15 protein-coding genes are annotated in these 17,655 nt (G+C 39.2%); 2 read left to right on the forward strand and 13 right to left on the reverse strand.

Going from position 1 to position 17,655, the window contains the following annotated elements; genetic code table 11:
* Nucleotides 1–22 precede the first annotated feature (22 nt).
* Nucleotides 23–1,138: a M20/M25/M40 family metallo-hydrolase gene (locus tag AC3WSK_RS08240; protein WP_492412077.1), complete on the reverse strand. Its 1,116-nt coding sequence runs from the start codon at nt 1,136–1,138 to the stop codon at nt 23–25.
* A gap of 486 nt (nt 1,139–1,624) precedes the next feature.
* Between AC3WSK_RS08240 and AC3WSK_RS08245 the strand changes: the two genes are divergently transcribed.
* Nucleotides 1,625–1,930, forward strand: coding sequence for a YjcN family protein (locus AC3WSK_RS08245; RefSeq protein ID WP_079561754.1), 306 nt, complete (start codon nt 1,625–1,627; stop codon nt 1,928–1,930).
* 208 nt (nt 1,931–2,138) lie between these two features.
* On the opposite strand, the gene AC3WSK_RS08250 is transcribed toward AC3WSK_RS08245, so the two are convergent.
* The 3 genes from AC3WSK_RS08250 to mce all read right to left on the reverse strand — a co-directional run bounded on the left by AC3WSK_RS08250 (nt 2,139) and on the right by mce (nt 5,201).
* Nucleotides 2,139–3,086 carry a hypothetical protein gene (locus tag AC3WSK_RS08250; protein WP_492412075.1) on the reverse strand — a complete coding sequence of 316 codons (948 nt, stop codon included), beginning with the start codon at nt 3,084–3,086 and terminating at the stop codon, nt 2,139–2,141.
* 148 nt (nt 3,087–3,234) lie between these two features.
* Nucleotides 3,235–4,782 (reverse strand): acyl-CoA carboxylase subunit beta, encoded by a 1,548-nt coding sequence (locus AC3WSK_RS08255; protein WP_079561756.1) that lies wholly within the window; start codon nt 4,780–4,782, stop codon nt 3,235–3,237.
* A gap of 5 nt (nt 4,783–4,787) precedes the next feature.
* Nucleotides 4,788–5,201, reverse strand: coding sequence for a methylmalonyl-CoA epimerase (mce, locus tag AC3WSK_RS08260; protein ID WP_079561757.1), 414 nt, complete (start codon nt 5,199–5,201; stop codon nt 4,788–4,790).
* A gap of 125 nt (nt 5,202–5,326) precedes the next feature.
* On the opposite strand from mce, the gene prli42 reads away from it, so the two are divergent.
* Nucleotides 5,327–5,422, forward strand: a complete 96-nt coding sequence (prli42, locus tag AC3WSK_RS08265; protein ID WP_170938970.1) for a stressosome-associated protein Prli42 — start codon at nt 5,327–5,329, stop codon at nt 5,420–5,422.
* A 20-nt stretch (nt 5,423–5,442) separates the two neighbouring features.
* On the opposite strand, the gene AC3WSK_RS08270 is transcribed toward prli42, so the two are convergent.
* The 9 genes from AC3WSK_RS08270 to lpdA form a co-directional block, all read right to left on the reverse strand.
* Nucleotides 5,443–6,420 carry an aromatic acid exporter family protein gene (locus tag AC3WSK_RS08270; RefSeq protein WP_492412072.1) on the reverse strand — a complete coding sequence of 326 codons (978 nt, stop codon included), beginning with the start codon at nt 6,418–6,420 and terminating at the stop codon, nt 5,443–5,445.
* Nucleotides 6,421–6,647: 227 nt separating this feature from the next.
* A complete protein-coding gene (locus tag AC3WSK_RS08275; protein WP_079561759.1) occupies nt 6,648–7,088 on the reverse strand; it encodes a BrxA/BrxB family bacilliredoxin in 441 nt (146 codons plus the stop codon).
* A gap of 193 nt (nt 7,089–7,281) precedes the next feature.
* Entirely contained in the window at nt 7,282–8,379 is a 1,098-nt protein-coding gene (gene meaB / locus AC3WSK_RS08280; RefSeq protein ID WP_079561760.1) for a methylmalonyl Co-A mutase-associated GTPase MeaB, read from the reverse strand.
* Nucleotides 8,379–10,532 carry a methylmalonyl-CoA mutase gene (scpA, locus tag AC3WSK_RS08285; RefSeq protein WP_427484932.1) on the reverse strand — a complete coding sequence of 718 codons (2,154 nt, stop codon included), beginning with the start codon at nt 10,530–10,532 and terminating at the stop codon, nt 8,379–8,381. The genes meaB and scpA overlap by 1 nt, the downstream gene beginning before the upstream one ends.
* Nucleotides 10,529–12,220: a methylmalonyl-CoA mutase family protein gene (locus AC3WSK_RS08290; protein ID WP_492412069.1), complete on the reverse strand. Its 1,692-nt coding sequence runs from the start codon at nt 12,218–12,220 to the stop codon at nt 10,529–10,531. Before AC3WSK_RS08290 ends, scpA begins: the two co-directional genes overlap by 4 nt.
* A gap of 132 nt (nt 12,221–12,352) precedes the next feature.
* Nucleotides 12,353–13,627 carry a dihydrolipoamide acetyltransferase family protein gene (locus AC3WSK_RS08295; protein WP_492412281.1) on the reverse strand — a complete coding sequence of 425 codons (1,275 nt, stop codon included), beginning with the start codon at nt 13,625–13,627 and terminating at the stop codon, nt 12,353–12,355.
* Between the two features lie 305 nt (nt 13,628–13,932).
* Nucleotides 13,933–14,916 (reverse strand): alpha-ketoacid dehydrogenase subunit beta, encoded by a 984-nt coding sequence (locus tag AC3WSK_RS08300; RefSeq protein WP_079561764.1) that lies wholly within the window; start codon nt 14,914–14,916, stop codon nt 13,933–13,935.
* Nucleotides 14,916–15,932, reverse strand: coding sequence for a thiamine pyrophosphate-dependent dehydrogenase E1 component subunit alpha (locus AC3WSK_RS08305; RefSeq protein WP_079561765.1), 1,017 nt, complete (start codon nt 15,930–15,932; stop codon nt 14,916–14,918). The genes AC3WSK_RS08300 and AC3WSK_RS08305 overlap by 1 nt, the downstream gene beginning before the upstream one ends.
* Nucleotides 15,933–16,167: 235 nt before the next feature.
* Nucleotides 16,168–17,595, reverse strand: a complete 1,428-nt coding sequence (gene lpdA, locus AC3WSK_RS08310; protein WP_079561766.1) for a dihydrolipoyl dehydrogenase — start codon at nt 17,593–17,595, stop codon at nt 16,168–16,170.
* Nucleotides 17,596–17,655 lie beyond the last annotated feature (60 nt).

Raw genomic sequence — 17,655 nt, forward strand, 5'->3', positions numbered from 1 at the left:
GTCACATCCTTCGATTCTGTTGTTATTTTCTCGCAGACTCTTTTACGATTTCAACAAGTAAATCTGCTAATTTTTCTAATTCTTCTACTGGGATCTTTTCATTTGTTGTATGAATGTCCTCGTATCCAACAGAAAGATTGACTGTAGGGATGCCAAAGCCTGCAATAACATTAGCATCGGAACCTCCGCCTGAAATACCTAGCTTTGGTGTACGATCGATGTTCTGTGCAGCTGCAATCGCTACTTGAACAACTTTATCTGATTCTGTTACACGGAATCCAGGATACATTAGCTTTACATCAACCTCTGCCTTTGCTCCTAATGAAGCAGCAACTTGCTCAAACGTCTCCTGCATATGCTGAGTCTGTGCATCTAACTTCGCTTTGTCGATTGAACGAGCTTCTGCAAGAATCGTTACTTCATCACACACAATATTTGTTGCCTGACCACCCTCAAAGCGACCAATATTTGCTGTTGTTTCTTCATCTAATCGACCTAGCTTCATTTTTGCAATACATTTAGAAGCAACCGTAATCGCTGAAATTCCTTTTTCTGGAGCAACACCTGCGTGCGCTGTTTTACCAATTATTTTAACGGAAACTTTCGCTTGGAATGGAGCTGCTGTGACAATTCCCCCTACTTTGCCATCACTGTCTACCGCAAAGCCATATTTCGCCTTAATTTTAGATGGATCTAACTCTTTAGCGCCAACAAGGCCACTTTCCTCGCCAGCTGTAATAATAAATTCAATATCACCGTGTTCAATATTTTGCTCTTTTAAGCGTTTAGCCATTTCAAATAATGCTGCGATACCAGCTTTGTCATCAGCACCTAAAATAGTTGTACCATCTGAAACAATATAGCCATCTTCACGAAGAGATGGTTTAATCCCTTTACCTGGGACAACTGTATCCATATGAGAAGTAAAATAAATTGGTTCGATATCTAATGAACCTTTTAGCGTAGCAAGTATATTACCTGCTCCATGCCCGTTTCTAGTATGTGCATCATCTTGTTCTACTGTAAAACCAAGCGCTGTTAGTTTGTCGACTAAAACCGGCGCAATCACTTGTTCATATTTTGTTTCTGAATCGATTTGTACGAGCTCAAAAAACTCTTCTACTAAACGACTTGTCATGTTGTAGGACTCCCTTAGTTTACGTGTTTTTCCACGTCATAGTTATCTTCTATATTTTAGCATACTGCTGCGTTTGGGAAAATAAAACGATTACATTGTTTTTCAATTGGTGGCTGCAAATACCCGCTTCTATTCGATTCGCAAATTATATAGAGGTAAAAGTACTGATAATTATGGAAGCACCTTTTTTCAGATTGAAAGGAAAGTAGCACTTAACGTAAACAAAAACGACTGAACAAATTTGGACTGGACGGTTAGATGACAAACATGACAAATCAAGTTTTCGTTATCTTCAAAACGTACAGATCAGAACCATTCATGAAGAATTCACACTGCTCACCTCAGGAAGACGAATAGATATCACCAAAATTTAAAAAATATAATTTATCTAGATAGTTAGCTTTTTAAGTAAACTTTTTACATTTAACAGAAAATTACATTAAAATATTTTATAGATTATTAACTTTTATTGGGGAGAGTAGCGACTTGAAGAAAAAAGTTATAATTATTGTTTCTTTGTTGGTTGTAATTATATTGTTACATTCAACACCCAGTATGGCATTAAGAACACATATATTTTTTATGGGTTATCCAAAGGCCGCAATTTCTTCAGGAATTATTGAAGATAAAGAACATAATGAAGTAGATAAAGAAAAATTTGCCGAATTAAATGCCAAAGCATACTCCCTAACAAACCCTCCAATAGAAAAAGCTACTCATGGCGAATTAAGAAACTTTCTTGTGAGGAAATTTGGCTTTTTACATTTTGCAGAATACTACGGTGATACTTAATAACCTTCGGCGTAGTCAAACGGGGGCTTTACACAAAAAAACGCTCAAATTACTGAGCGTTTTTATCTGTCGTTTATGTTACTAAATTACTGTTAAAATAAGTGTCATTGAGGTTGTTATTAACTTCACTTTTAGTGTTTTTCTCCCAATCAACCGAACCCGTTAGAAAAAAGGAAAATCTTTTCACAGTTTACTTTACATCTACGTTTTAAATGATCGCTTCTTTTTCTTTTTGCAGAGACTTCAAATAATCATCTGCCTTGTTATGTTTATCCTGTAAACGCAAAATTGTATTATGTACATCATCTTGTACACGAGAAACCTGATCTCTTGCAGTGGATATTTTAGAATGGACAGACCAAGCCGAAAAAATATCATCAAAGAAATAGTCCGCAAATTTCACGAATCCATCTGTATCAACTTGTAAGGATTTCGTTGACATATCATGTACATCTAGCAGTTCGTTATGGAAGCGTTGTAACGCAATTTGAGCATTGTGAAGATAATTTTCGGTCTTATCCAGTGCATCATGTTTTAAATGCGTAACAAAGAATCCTCCACCAAAAAACGTATCCCAAGTTGAATATCCATTAGCGGAATGCAAGGACTCTGCTGCTTGTCCAAGCTCAGTAAGTGCTGTTTCACCAGCCGCTTCTGCTTCCTTTATCTCTATCAGTAGTTGTTTCGTATGCATTTCCTCATGTGCTAATTGTTCAAGCCTTTTTGCCTGTTCAGGCTCATGGATTTGTAAGTAGCCTTTCTTTTTAGCATTTAATTGGCTTAAAGCTTCTTGTAACTCTTTTTCATTAATTTGAGAAAGCTTGGTGTTTATTTGCCCCAAATCATGCGCCAAATCAACATCCATCTTCTTTGCTTCATTTATTTTTAATTCAAGAATAGCTGCTTTATCAATTTTTTCTGCACGTAGCTCATCTTGTTGCCCTGCCCACGTACGAATCATATTCATAAAAGAAAAGCCTTCTAACTTATCGAGTCTTAAACGAATTTGATTGAGTGCTTTAGAATGTTTGTCAATTTCCTGTTGGGCATGCCCGATTTGCTGTTCAATTAAAACCTTTTGTTCACTTAATCTACTGGCAGTTCTTAATTGTGCATGTATTATTCCTTGCTCTTTTTGTAATTGTTTCCATTCCATTCATCTCAACTCCTATTACATATATGTACGAATGAAATCAAAATATGTTTCAATTATCTGTTATTTATAATTTATCTTTAATTATTTAAAGTTAGTATAAGTCAAAAAAAGCCTAGCAATCCGAATGGACACTAGGCTTGTACAATTGTTATAGAGGAATGTTTCCGTGCTTTTTCTCTGGACGTGTTTCGTGTTTGTTCGCTAACATATCTAGCCCTTGAATTAGCTTAATACGCGTATCACGTGGATCGATAACATCGTCTACCATACCGCGAGATGCCGCAACGTATGGGTTTGCGAATTTCTCTTTATATTCTTCAATTTTCGCTGCACGTGTTGCTTCTGGATCTTCTGATTTGGCAATTTCACGCGCGAAGATAATATTAGCTGCACCTGCCGCACCCATAACAGCAATTTCTGCGTTAGGCCAAGCAAATACTAAATCAGCCCCAATTGATTTAGAGTTAAGCGCAACGTACGCACCACCGTATGCTTTACGTAGAATCACTGTAATTTTTGGTACAGTTGCTTCTGAGTATGCATAAAGGATTTTCGCTCCGTGACGGATAATACCACCATGCTCTTGTTTAACGCCTGGGAAGAAACCAGAAACGTCTTCAAATGTGATGATTGGTATATTGTAAGCATCACAAGTACGAATGAAACGAGCAGCCTTGTCTGAAGAATCAATATCTAAACCACCAGCTAATACTTTAGGTTGGTTACATACAAGACCAACTGATTCACCAGCAATACGCGCAAAACCAACTACTACGTTTTTCGCAAATTCTGAATGCACTTCCATAAATGAATCTGCGTCCACGATTTGCTCGACTACTTTACGAACATCATAAGGTCGAGTTGTTTCGATTGGTATCGTATCCACGATTTCTGGACGATAGTCGTCACCCTCTGGACGTGCCTGGCGTGGAGCTTTTTCTTTATTATTTTGTGGTAAGTAGCTTAATAGTTTCTTAATTTGATCAATCGCTGTTTCTTCAGAAGGTGCGCGGAAGTGTGCGTTACCACTTATAGCGTTGTTTACTTTAGAACCACCTAAATCTTCAGCAGAGATTTTTTCACCAGTAACCGTTTCGATAACTTTAGGTCCTGTAATAAACATTTGAGATGTTTTATCAACCATAAGAATGAAGTCTGTAATTGCTGGAGAATATACCGCCCCACCAGCACATGGTCCCATGATAACTGAGATTTGTGGAATTACCCCAGAGTAGATTGCATTACGATAGAAAATATGACCATAACCATCAAGTGAAAGTACGCCCTCTTGAATACGAGCACCACCTGAATCATTAATACCGATAAATGGTGTACCATTTTTTGCTGCTAGATCCATTACTGTTGCCATTTTTTTAGCGTGCATTTCACCAAGCGCTCCACCAAATACTGTGAAGTCTTGAGAGAATAAGTATACTGGACGTCCATTAATTTTACCGAAACCAGTTACTACTCCGTCACCAGGGCCTTCCATCTTGTCCATGCCGAAGTCTACTGTACGGTGTGTAATGAATGGGTTGATCTCGAAAAATGTACCTTCGTCTAGTAATAATTCAATACGCTCACGAGCAGTTAATTTACCTTTATCATGTTGCTTCTCGATGCGCTCATAGCCGCCACCAAGTTCAATCACTGTCTTACGGTCATACAACTCATTAATTTTGTCGAACATATCCATACTGATCACTTATCCCCTTTTCCACTTTTATCGCATAATTCATATAACACACCGAAAGATGATTTCGGGTGCATGAAAGCAACCTCTGCACCACCAGCTCCTGGTCCTGGCTCTTCTGATAAAAGACGTACACCTTTTTCACGAAGCTCAGCCATACGCTCACGAATCCCCGTTACACCGAAAGCTACATGGTGAATACCTTCTCCACGTTTTTCGATGAATCCATGAATAGTACTTTTTTCACTCATCGGTTCTAATAACTCAATTTTTATATTTCCCGCATCTATGAATGCAACACGAACCTGTTGCGATTCTACTTCTTCCACTTTTAGCAACTTTAAGCCTAAAGTTTCTGTATAATATGTAATGCGTTCATCAAGATTTCGGACCGCAATCCCAATATGATCTACTTTCTCCATGGTGACATCTCCTTCTGTTATGGTACATAATCTATTTTACAGACTTTTTCGTCAAAACTCTACTACTTGAGAAATTTTTCAGATTTGCTAAACTATTTATAAGAAAAGAAGGAGCGAACGAGCATATGAGTAATAAAAAATTTCAAAAAATCGTAGTTTATACTATGGTCGCGATCATGGTAATTTCATCTCTAGCATTCGGCTTATCGATGATAGTGTAATGAAAGGCTAGGCGTCCGCATTACTGCGGGCGCTTTTTCTTTACCTTTAACCCCTTAAAAGACTGCTTTATTTCTAAATATCGATCCATTTCCTCAATAAATTGATAAAGTGCCGCTTGCGCTAAAAATTGCTCATGATTTTTCGGCAATGGTAATTGGGCGAAATCCATCTTTACTTGCTCTAATTTTTCTCTAAAATGACTAGCCGTATTTCCTGAATGAACATGTTCACCAAGGTCTTGTAAAAAGTCAGCAACGATATCAGCCTCTTGTACTATAACAGGAAGTGCCGTTATTTTAGGAAGAACTCTATCAATAATTTCTAACTGCTGTTCACGCATATCAAAATACACGTAGTAGTCATTTTCTCGTCTCGTAAAATGATTTTCAACATCTTTAAACGCTAGGGATTTTGCACTATTCAATACTTTAATCGCTTCAATAATTTCCTGCCCATCCCACAATGTATCGCCTTCTCTTAAATAGTTGGCAATTTCTAAAAAGATCTTACTGTAAAGTTCCTCAATTTTAACTCGATAGTAATTTAATTCCTTTTGAATGTCTGGCATATACATATTTATAGCTATTCCCGTACCATAACCAATTGCCATTAATGCGAATTCATTATAAACAAGCGCTAATGAAAAGCTTTTAGCTGCATATATATGCATGATAATAACTGCACTAGAGACAAATCCATCCGCTACCCTTAATGACACAATTGTTGGTATAAAAATGAGTAGCATACCTGCTAATGCAAGTGGATGATAGGAAAATAGCTCAAAGCTCAAAAATGCATAAATCATTGCGATAATACTTGCGACAAATCGTGTATAAGCAGCATGAATAGATTTTTTCTTCGTTGGCTGTACACATAATATTGTTAGAATACCAGCAGATGCATAAGAAGCTAATTCAAAGTATTGGGCAATGGCAATAGCGAGTGCTGCACCAAATGCCGTTTTTAATGTACGATAGCCGATTGAAAACTTCTTCAAGTCGACTGCCTCCTATCTTTTAGTACTCTACTTATTTTATTCAATTTAAAGAAAACTATAAGCTAATCATTTAGCCAATATTACAAAAATTCTAAATGCAATTCTACTGGAATCAGTGGAGAAAGCGATGCTAATTCGGAGAATTTTTTAGTAGTAAGACTCCGCAGACATTTTATAGCCTGCGGAGTTTTCTGCTAAATGAATAGCTCTTCTATAATTGAATAAAATTAAAGTTCGTCGCAGTATTCCTCAAAGTTTGCTTGTAAGTTTGTTACTACTGACATTGGGTCATGACCTTCAATTTCATAGCGTCCAACTTCTGCTACTACTTGTCCATCCTTTAATAACACAAATGATGGGGAAGATGGTAAATGATCTTCACCGAAGAGATAACGAGCAGCTGCAGTTGCTTCTTTGTCTTGGCCAGCAAACACCGTTACAAGATGGTCTGGACGTTTATCGTAATGTACGCATTGTGCTGCTGATGGACGTGCGATACCTCCTGCACAGCCGCATACTGAGTTTACCATGACTAATGTTGTACCTGGACGAGCAAACGCCTCTTCAACAGCTTCAGGCGTGCGAAGCTGCTCATAACCTGCAGCCTCAATTTCTGCACGTGCTGTTTTTAAAATTTCTTGCATAAATAAATCGTAATCCATATTCATAAAGCGATAGCTCCTTTCAAGTTCGCGTCATCATCAGCAATTATGTCTCGGCATAATTGCGTCCAGAGGCTTTCACTTTTTTCAGCTGAAAGAAGTGAAACTTACTAGCTTTAGATATTCGACGCTCATACATCTCCTATCATAGCAGTTAGTGACGAATTTGTGCACCTACTTGCTCATATATTAGATGATATTATTTCTGTGATTGTTCATCGCTAAATAAACGATCTACACCTTGTGTAACTGTCAACTGTCCATTTAAAATTTGACGTTCTAAAAGCTGCACTTGTGCTTTCCGTTCTGGATTACCATAAAACATATCGATTAATTGGTCGGTAATCATCGATTGGAACCAATCTCTTGTCTGATTTTGACGTCTGATTGACCAGTAATTATTTGCCTCAACGATTTGTCTGAACTCCCCTATTGTATTCCAGACTTTGTCGAGACCACGTTTTTCCCACGAGCTAACCGGCATTGCTGTGGACATCCAACCTGGTGTTGCAGGCTGTAAGAAATGTAAAATTTGCTTGTACTCGGATACCGTTTTTTTAGCCAGACGAACATTATCACCATCCGCCTTATGAACAACAATGGCATCCGCTAACTCCATAATGCCCTTCTTCATGCCTTGTAACTCGTCTCCGGCACCTGTTAAAACTAACAGCAAGAAGAAATCAACCATCCCTCGAACATACGTTTCACTTTGTCCAACACCAACTGTTTCTATTAAAATGACATCATAGCCAGCCGCTTCACAAACAAGCATCGTTTCACGCGTCTTTTTATGAACACCCCCTAGGGTACCAGCTGATGGAGAGGGACGAACAAAAGCATTAGGCTTTTTCACGAGCTCCTCCATTCGAGTTTTATCACCTAAAATACTTCCTCCCGATAAAGAAGAGCTCGGATCGATCGCAAGGACTGCCACTTTTTTCCCTAACTCACAAAGCATCGTTCCGAAAGCCTCAATGAACGAACTCTTTCCTGCACCAGGCACGCCTGTTATCCCAATGCGGACACTGTTTCCTGTATGTGGTAGAAGCTCTTGTAAAAGTTCTTGTGCTTGCACTTTATGTGTTGCATTTGAACTTTCAATGAGTGTAATAGCTTTTGACAATTGTGTACGAGAGCCAGCACGTACTTCTTGTGCAAGCTCCTGTACGTTTAAATTGTCTGCTTTTTTCTTTCGGAACTTTTTCGGTGTACCATATTGCATTCCGTCGTGAGTTGCCTCTACTCCGTCCATAACAAATAGCGCACTTTCCGGCATTCCTTTGTTTTTGTCCATTATTCAGACACTTCCTCATAGCCTAAACGTTTGTATATCTCTTCAATAATCTTTTGTGCAGATACAGGAATTACTGTACCTGGTCCAAAAATTGCTACTGCGCCAGCTTCATAAAGGAATTCATAATCTTGTGCTGGAATAACGCCTCCAACAATAATAATGATATCTTCGCGGCCCAGTTTTTCTAGCTCTGCTACTAATTCAGGAACTAATGTTTTATGACCTGCAGCTAATGAAGATACACCAATGACATGAACATCGTTTTCCACAGCCATTTGAGCTGCTTCTGCAGGTGTCATAAATAATGGTGAAATATCTACGTCGAAGCCTAAGTCAGCATAGCCTGTTGCCACAACTTTTGCACCACGGTCATGTCCATCTTGTCCCATTTTCGCTACTAAAATACGTGGGCGACGACCTTCATTTCCAAGGAACTCCTCTGTCATTTGTTTCACTTCAGTAATTTGCTCTTCATCTGAGAAGTTTGCAGAGTAAACACCAGAGATGGAACGAATTACGGCCTTATGACGACCTGAAACAACTTCGATCGCATCAGAAATTTCTCCTAATGAAGCACGAGCACGCGCAGCATCTACTGCAATTGCTAATAAGTTTTCTTCGCCATCTTGCGCCGCTTTTGTTAAACGAGCTAAATGTTTTTGTACTTCTGCTTCATCGCGCGCTGCCTTCATAGCTTCTAAACGTTCAATTTGCTTTTGACGAACTAACGTATTATCAATGTCAAGAATGTCGATAGGTTCTTCTTTTTCTAAACGATATTTGTTTACGCCAACGATCGTTTCTGTTTTAGAGTCGATTTTCGCTTGACGTTTTGCAGCAGCTTCCTCAACTTTCATTTTTGGAAGACCTGTTTCAATCGCTTTCGCCATACCGCCAAGCTCTTCGATTTCTTCAATTAAAGCCCATGCAGATTTTGTAATCTCGTCTGTTAATTTTTCCACATAGTATGAACCGCCCCATGGGTCAATAACTTTCGTCATAGCTGTTTCTTCTTGTAGGAACAGCTGCGTATTACGTGCAATACGTGCAGAGAAATCAGTTGGTAGAGCAATCGCTTCATCAAGTGCATTTGTATGAAGAGATTGAGTATGCCCCATTGAAGACGCATTTGCTTCGATTAATGTACGTGTCACATTGTTAAATGGATCTTGTTCTGTTAAAGACCAACCAGATGTTTGTGAGTGTGTACGAAGTGCTAATGTTTTCGGGTTTTTCGGATTAAACGTTGACATCATTTGTGCCCAAATTCGGCGTGCAGCACGCATTTTTGCAACTTCCATGTAATAGTTCATACCAATTGCCCAGAAGAATGATAAACGCGGTGCAAAGGCATCAATATCGATTCCAGCTTTAAGCCCTGTACGAACATATTCAAGGCCGTCTGCTAATGTATAAGCAAGTTCAATGTCATTTGTTGCTCCAGCTTCTTGAATATGGTAACCAGAAATCGAAATAGAGTTGAATTTTGGCATATATTTCGCTGTATATTCAAAAATATCTGCAATAATTTTCATAGACATTGTCGGTGGATAAATATATGTGTTACGAACCATGTATTCTTTTAAAATATCATTTTGAATCGTACCCGCTAATTGGTCAGGAGTCACTCCTTGCTCTTCAGCAGCAACGATATAAAATGCAAGAACTGGTAATACTGCACCATTCATTGTCATAGAAACTGACATTTGATCTAAAGGAATTTGGTCAAATAAGATTTTCATATCTTCTACAGAGTCAATCGCTACACCGGCTTTACCAACATCCCCTGTTACACGCGGATGGTCTGAGTCATAGCCACGGTGAGTTGCTAAATCAAAGGCAACAGAAAGACCTTTTTGACCCATTGCTAGATTACGTTTATAGAATGCATTTGATTCTTCAGCCGTTGAGAAACCAGCATATTGGCGAACAGTCCAAGGACGAGCTACATACATAGTAGGGTATGGACCGCGTGTATTTGGCGCAATACCTGCTACATCATTTAAATGCTTTGCCTCTTTAATATCTTCTTTTGTGTATATATCTTTAATTTCGATGCCTTCATTTGTCATGAATTTTTCTTCTGACGCTTGAGGCGCTTCTGCTGTTAAAACTTTTTCAATTTCAACTGCACTAAAATTTGGCTTGCTCATCGTTGGACCTCCTTCATGCTAGCGAACACTGAATTTAATTTTTCAATGATGTTCTGTCCTGCGAAAATAAAGCCGTTTAAGCCATTTGCTAACCAAGCTTCTTCTTCGTCTTTAAATTTACCTGCAACGTCAACAATTACGTTTGCTCGTTTGCCAGCTAAAATGGCTGGTACTAATTGTTTTGTATCGTCATCATTTCCTGCAATGACTACATATGTTGCTTCTGTAGTATTTAACCAAGCTAATGCTTCTTCAGCTGTAGCAATTGGTTCACTTTTTTCTGGTACTAGACCTACAGTATTTAAGAAACCTGACACGAAGTCAGCACGTGGTTTTGAGCTTTTTAGTGTACCTAATGCTAAAATTCCTGTTGTTACATTTGCTGCTGTCATTTCCGTACGTAAATGTTCAAAAGGTTTAGCAATGCGCTTAATTTCTGCAAAAGCTGGGTTTGTTGCACTTTCAAGCACATCTGCTGGATTAGCATAAATATTTGTACCGATTAATGATTGCTTACGTGTTTGTACCGCTTTAATACGAGCTTGGTAGGATTTTTCTAGTTCTTCCGCAAGCTTTCCAGATGCAGTGTAAGCGTCGATACCTCCAGCTGCTTCAATTTCTAAAAATAATGTCCAAGCTTCTTTCACAAAATCAGCTGTTAATGACTCAATAAAGTAAGAGCCACCAGCTGGATCTATAACTTTTAAAACATTTGTTTCTTCTTTTAAGATTAAGGATACATTTCGTGCAATACGAACCGATTGATCTGTTGGTTTCGTTAATGCATCATGAGGGTGAACTGTAAAGACATCCGCACCACCAATTAAGCCAGAAAGAGCTTCATTTGCCGAACGTAATAAGTTTACATAAACATCCAGCTTCGAGAAGCTTCTTACCGATGTTTCAGCAATCGTTGGAACTTTTACGCAATTAGATACTCCATATGCAGATGAAAACGCTTTCCAAAGTACTTTAAAAGCACGGAGTTTGGAAATCTCTGTAAAGAACTGTGTATCCACTGCAAATGATACATAAAACTTCTTCGCGAACGCTTCAAAGCTTTCTTCTTGATTTGCGTATTTTACGGCTAATGCAAGTGCATAAGCTAACTCTTGCACCGCGTTTGCGCCTTCATTATGATAAACCGTTGTGTCCGCACCGACTGAGCGCACGTTCGAGAAATTATTTAAAGAGATAGGATTTTTCGATACGATGAAACCTTTTACAGCTTCTCGCTGATTATTTGCTATTTTGTCGAATACTGCTAATAATGGGTCATTTGAATTTTCAACCGACATTTTAAACGAATATTCAGAGAAATAAGTCGCTAATTGTGCCACTACTTCTTCAGTCCATTCAAAATTCACACGGCTATCAATTGTTACTACTTCATTGCCCCGAGCTAAGCTATCATCAAGCTGTGCAAAAAATGCATCGCTTGTTTCAGCATATATTTGCTGTGCCACTCGAAATGCTTCATTATTTTGTAGGGAACGGATCGTAGCAACTTGTTTATCAAGCTCTTCTCCAAGTTTTGCTACTAAACTTTCTTGGGTGTAAAGAGGTTCTAATGTAATACCTTCACTCGTTTTCGTTAAAAGAGACTCGAATGGTTTCCCTTTTAAAGCCTTGATTGCTGCATCTTGCCATTCTGAATAGGACGGCTTTTCAAATTCAATATTTTTCATGTTGTTTGACATGCGGACGCTTAATCAGCTTCCCCCCTTAGTAGTTTCTATTTGTTATTCTACATGACAAATTGCGACTCGCAAAGCAAAAAAAAATCGGAAACCGTTATATAACAGGCTTCCGACAAGTCATCAGTAGACTGACGTTGAAGATTTATTTGTATTTTCGAGTATTTCTTTTACTCTATTCAGGAATTTACCACAAACAAGTCCATCAAGAACTCGATGATCTAAAGATAAACATAAATTCACAATATCTCGTGCCGCGAACATTCCACCAGGTAAAATAACTGGTTTTTTTACAATACTTTCCACTTGAAGAATGGCAGCTTGTGGGTAATTAATGATGCCCATCGACTGAACAGAGCCGAATGCACCCGTATTATTAACCGTAAATGTACCACCTTTTATATCATCCATCGACAATTTTCCGGCACGAACTTTTCCTGCAAGCTCATGAATTTCCTTCGCAATCCCTTTAATCGATTTTTCATCAGCGTGTTTTATAACAGGAACAAATAACGCATCATCTGTTGCGACTGCAATGGAAATATTGATGTCATGCTTTTGAATAATTTTGTCCTCTGCCCACATAGAGTTCATCATCGGGAATTCCTTTAAAGCTTGAGCAACAGCTTTTACAAAGAAAGCAAAATACGTAATATTAAAGCCTTCTTTTTGCTTAAACTCAGCCTTTATGCTATCACGAAATGCTACTAAATCTGTGACGTCCACTTCCATCATCATCCATGCATGTGGTACTTCATGAACGCTTCGTACCATATTATTGGCAATCGCACGGCGCACCTTCGTTACTGGAATTTCAATATCGCCTGATTGCGGAACTTTTTCATCGACTACAGGTGATGTTTCCACTAGAGGCGTTGGCACATTTCCTGTTTCAATCAGTTTCATTAGGTCTTTTCTTGTAATACGTCCACCTTCACCAGTACCTGTTATTTGATCAAGGGCAATTTCATACTCTTGTGCAAGTCGAAGAACAGCTGGTGAATAACGTACTTTATCCTGACGAACTGTTTTTTGCGATTCTCTTGTAGCAGTAGTTGGTTGTTGAGTCTCTTGTTTCTTTTGTACACCTGCATTTAAAATTGCCGTACTTACCGCTGATTTTTTAGCTGGAGGCGGTGGAGGTAACTCACTGTCACCTGCTATTTCAACGGAACAAACGACTGCACCAACCGGTAACGTTTGCCCTTCCTCTGCAAGTAGCTCTGATATGACTCCTTCAAAAGAAGATGGGATTTCTGCATTTACTTTATCTGTAACTACTTCTGCTAGTGGATCATATTTTTTTACTGTATCACCTGGTTTGACAAGCCATTTTTCAATCGTACCTTCTGTTACACTTTCGCCGAGCTGTGGCATTGTAATATTTTGAATAGCCATCATCTATTCCCCCCATCAATTATGCCTAGGTGTAATTGTATCTATCAAATTACTATCATATTTATAATATTACTCATCACCATAAAGTGGGGTTGATTTTCGCACCGACTTGGGCTCTCCTAAGGGCGTCCAATAACCCCCTAGGAGGAGTCAGCCAGTCTCTACTCTAATCAACTTATATACCACGACATAACGTTTTAAGAAATGTCATCCCGAACTTTCGATGAAGAGTCTTAAAATACCTGTGATATTTATAAACTTTCTTTTAAAAGCTTCTATTTACCACAGAAATAGATCCATTTATATTAGAATGCGGCAAGTTCTCGCATCGCACGCTCTACTTTATCAGGGTTGATCATAAAATATTTTTCCATCGTCGGTGCGTACGGCATTGCCGGAACATCAGGTCCTGCAAGACGCTGAATTGGTGCATCTAGTTCAAATAAGCAATGCTCTGCAATGATTGCTGCAACTTCACTCATAATGCTACCTTCTTTATTATCCTCGGTAACTAGTAAAACTTTACCTGTTTTACTTGCCGCCTCAATGATTGCTTCTTTATCAAGCGGATATACCGTGCGTAGGTCCAGAATATGCGCTGAAATTCCGTCTGCTGCTAGACGTTCTGCAGCTTGTAATGCAAAATGGACAGCTAAACCATACGTAATAACAGTAACGTCTTCCCCTTCCCGCTTAACATCCGCCTTACCAATCGGCAATGTGTAATCGTCTACTGGGACTTCGCCTTTAATAAGACGATATGCACGCTTATGCTCAAAAAATAGCACTGGATCTTCATCGCGAATCGCTGCTTTTAATAAGCCTTTAGCATCGTACGGTGTTGAAGGTATAACAATTTTTAACCCTGGTGTTCCTGCAAAAAGCGCCTCTACAGATTGCGAATGGTAAAGCGCTCCATGAATTCCTCCACCAAATGGTGCACGTATAACCATCGGGCAAGACCAATCATTGTTTGAACGATAGCGGATTTTTGCTGCCTCAGAAACAATTTGGTTAACTGCAGGCATGATGAAGTCAGCGAATTGCATTTCGGCAATTGGACGCATTCCATACATCGCAGCACCAATACCAACACCTGCAATAGCACTCTCTGCAAGAGGTGTGTCAAGTACCCGATGTTCACCAAATTGATCGTAAAGACCTGCTGTCGCTTTGAAAACCCCACCTTTACGACCAACGTCCTCTCCTAAAATGAAAACACGCTCATCACGTTCCATCTCTTCCTTCATCGCTAATGTAATCGCATCAATATAAGACATTACTGCCATTACACGTCACCTCCGTCCACTGGTGCATATACGTATTTCATAGCATGCTCTGGTGGTGCATATGGAGCAGCTTCTGCATAATCTGTTGCTTCATTCACCTCTGCCATGACACGTTCTTCTATTTCAGCACGAAGTTTTTCTGTCATAACTCCAGTATCCATAAGATACTTTTCAAATAACAAAATTGGATCCTTTGCCTTTCCTTCAGCTATATCCTCAGCAGTTCGATATTGACGATCATCATCATCCGAAGAATGCGCCGTTAAGCGATACGTCACTGTCTCTATTAAACTTGGGCCTTCACCTCTACGAGCACGATCAGCCGCTTCTTTCACAACCTTATAGACTTGCAACGGACATTTCCCATCAACTGTAACACCTGGCATACCATAGCCAATACCGCGATCTGATACTTTCGCGCAGCCTAATTGACGTTCAACTGGCACAGAAATTGCATATTGATTATTTTCTACCATTATAATAACTGGAAGCTTATGCACTCCTGCGAAGTTCGCACCTTCATGGAAATCACCTTGGTTAGATGAACCTTCACCGAGTGTAACGAAAGTAACAAAATCTTCCTTTTGTAGGCGCCCTGCTAAAGCTACGCCTACCGCGTGTGGAACTTGTGTCGTAACTGGCGAAGAACCTGTTAAAATACGATTTTTCTTTTGTCCAAAATGACCTGGCATTTGGCGCCCACCCGAGTTCGGATCCTCTGCTTTAGCAAATGCAGATAACATCAATTCTTTCGGTGTCATACCAAAATGTAAAACAACACCCATATCACGATAATAAGGTGCAATATAATCTTTGTTATGATCTAGAGCAAATGCTGCCCCTACTTGCGCCGCCTCCTGACCCTGACAAGAAATAACAAACGGAATTTTACCAGAACGGTTTAATAACCACATTCGTTCATCAAGTCTTCTTGCCATTAACATCGTTTCGAATATTGCAAGCACATCTTCATTTGTTAACCCTAAATCCTCATGCTTAATTTGAACACCTTGCATACGAACACCCCTTTCGAACGTTTCGCTTTCGCTACAAAAACACTTTCTGGATACAGATAACTAAAGCAATTATGGCCCTTCACCAAAATATGTACTTGATTGCACATTCCACTCCAGAAAGGACGTTTTCCACGAACGACGTCACCTACCGCTTTATGAGCACTTTTAATCTACCTGTTAATCAAGAACAGATTTTTGTTTTGACCCTAGACTTTAGTTACAAAAACTACGAATCTTAAAAATGAATGGCGCGATGATCCACTGCTAACGCCGCTTCCGCTAGCACCTCATTGAGTGACGGATGTGGATGAATGGCCTGACTTATTTCCCAAGGCGTTGCATCCAATAATTTAGCAAGTGATGCTTCTCCAATTAAATCTGTCACATGTGGTCCTACCATATGAATACCCAAAATATCATTCGTTTCTTCATCAGCAACAATTTTTACAAAACCATCTGTCTCTCCATTAACTAGTGCTTTTCCGATCGCCTTGAACGGAAACTTACCAATCTTCAACGAATAACCTTGTTCTTGTGCATCCCTTTCTGTTAAGCCAATACTTGCGACCTCAGGATAAGAATAAACACATTTCGGAACATTTAGAACATCAAGTCCCTCTGTTTTATCCGTTGCAATATGCTCAATAGCACACACCCCTTCGTGTGAGGCAACATGCGCTAATTGTAAGCCACCGATAACATCCCCTATGGCATACATATGTGATTCCTTCGTTTGATACGAATCATTGACTTTGATAAATCCATTTTCTACTTCTATTTCAGTATTTTCTAAACCAATACCTTGTGTATTGGCTTCACGTCCAACACAAAGCAATAATTTATCTGCCTCAAATAATTCATCCTTATCATTTACTTTTGCGGAAATGAAAACGTTATCATTTTCAATTTTAAAGGATCCCGAATCTAAGCGAGCATTCGTCACAATGCGGACGCCTCTTTTTTCAAGTTGCTTTGTTACTTCTTTTACAATATCCGCATCCTCTGCAGGTAAAATGGATGGCCCATATTCAATGACCGTTACGTAAACCCCAAAATCGCAAAGCATTGAGGCCCATTCTATTCCAATAACTCCTCCGCCAACAATTAACAACGACTTTGGCAGTTCTTCCATTTCCAATGCATGATCAGAGTTCATCACATATTTACCATCAACCGTTAGTCCCGCCATTCCTCTTGGCTTTGATCCTGTAGCAATCACCACATTTGTTGGAACTAGCATTTCATTTTCATCGCCATTACTCATTTCAACTGAAATAGTGCCAGGCATCGGTGAGAAAATAGATGGCCCTAAAATTCGCCCTAATCCCTGATAAACGTCTATTTTGCCCTTTTTCATCAGTGTATTCACACCTTGGCTCAATTGCTCAACAATAGCTTGCTTCCTTTCTTGCACTTTGTCGAATTGCAATGTCACCCCTTCAATATCAACACCATATTCAGCCGCAGTTTTATTTGCCATACGATACACTTCTGCACTTCGAAGTAAGGCCTTACTTGGTATACAGCCTTTATGCAAGCATGTTCCACCTAGTCGTTCACGTTCGACAATAGCTGTTTTTAAGCCCAACTGCGCAGCTCGAATTGCAGCTACATAGCCCCCTGTACCTCCGCCTAAAATGACAACATCATAGTTTTGAGCCATATAGATTCCCCCTTGTGAGAAAAATGCTAATCATTCATGTAATCTATTAATTTACGATAA

It is taken from the genome of Lysinibacillus sp. EB271-A1-10B (genome assembly GCF_058791335.1).

What these genes read in the sequence shown, in the direction of transcription:
- AC3WSK_RS08240 (WP_492412077.1), bottom strand. Translation starts at nt 1,138, where the DNA reads ATGACAAGTCGTTTAGTAGAAGAGTTTTTTGAGCTCGTACAAATCGAT.
- AC3WSK_RS08250 (WP_492412075.1), bottom strand. Translation starts at nt 3,086, where the DNA reads ATGGAATGGAAACAATTACAAAAAGAGCAAGGAATAATACATGCACAA.
- AC3WSK_RS08255 (WP_079561756.1), bottom strand. Translation starts at nt 4,782, where the DNA reads ATGGATATGTTCGACAAAATTAATGAGTTGTATGACCGTAAGACAGTG.
- mce (WP_079561757.1), bottom strand. Translation starts at nt 5,201, where the DNA reads ATGGAGAAAGTAGATCATATTGGGATTGCGGTCCGAAATCTTGATGAA.
- prli42 (WP_170938970.1), top strand. Translation starts at nt 5,327, where the DNA reads ATGAGTAATAAAAAATTTCAAAAAATCGTAGTTTATACTATGGTCGCG.
- AC3WSK_RS08275 (WP_079561759.1), bottom strand. Translation starts at nt 7,088, where the DNA reads ATGAATATGGATTACGATTTATTTATGCAAGAAATTTTAAAAACAGCA.
- meaB (WP_079561760.1), bottom strand. Translation starts at nt 8,379, where the DNA reads ATGGACAAAAACAAAGGAATGCCGGAAAGTGCGCTATTTGTTATGGAC.
- scpA (WP_427484932.1), bottom strand. Translation starts at nt 10,532, where the DNA reads ATGAGCAAGCCAAATTTTAGTGCAGTTGAAATTGAAAAAGTTTTAACA.
- AC3WSK_RS08290 (WP_492412069.1), bottom strand. Translation starts at nt 12,220, where the DNA reads ATGAAAAATATTGAATTTGAAAAGCCGTCCTATTCAGAATGGCAAGAT.
- AC3WSK_RS08295 (WP_492412281.1), bottom strand. Translation starts at nt 13,627, where the DNA reads ATGGCTATTCAAAATATTACAATGCCACAGCTCGGCGAAAGTGTAACA.
- AC3WSK_RS08300 (WP_079561764.1), bottom strand. Translation starts at nt 14,916, where the DNA reads ATGGCAGTAATGTCTTATATTGATGCGATTACATTAGCGATGAAGGAA.
- AC3WSK_RS08305 (WP_079561765.1), bottom strand. Translation starts at nt 15,932, where the DNA reads ATGCAAGGTGTTCAAATTAAGCATGAGGATTTAGGGTTAACAAATGAA.
- lpdA (WP_079561766.1), bottom strand. Translation starts at nt 17,595, where the DNA reads ATGGCTCAAAACTATGATGTTGTCATTTTAGGCGGAGGTACAGGGGGC.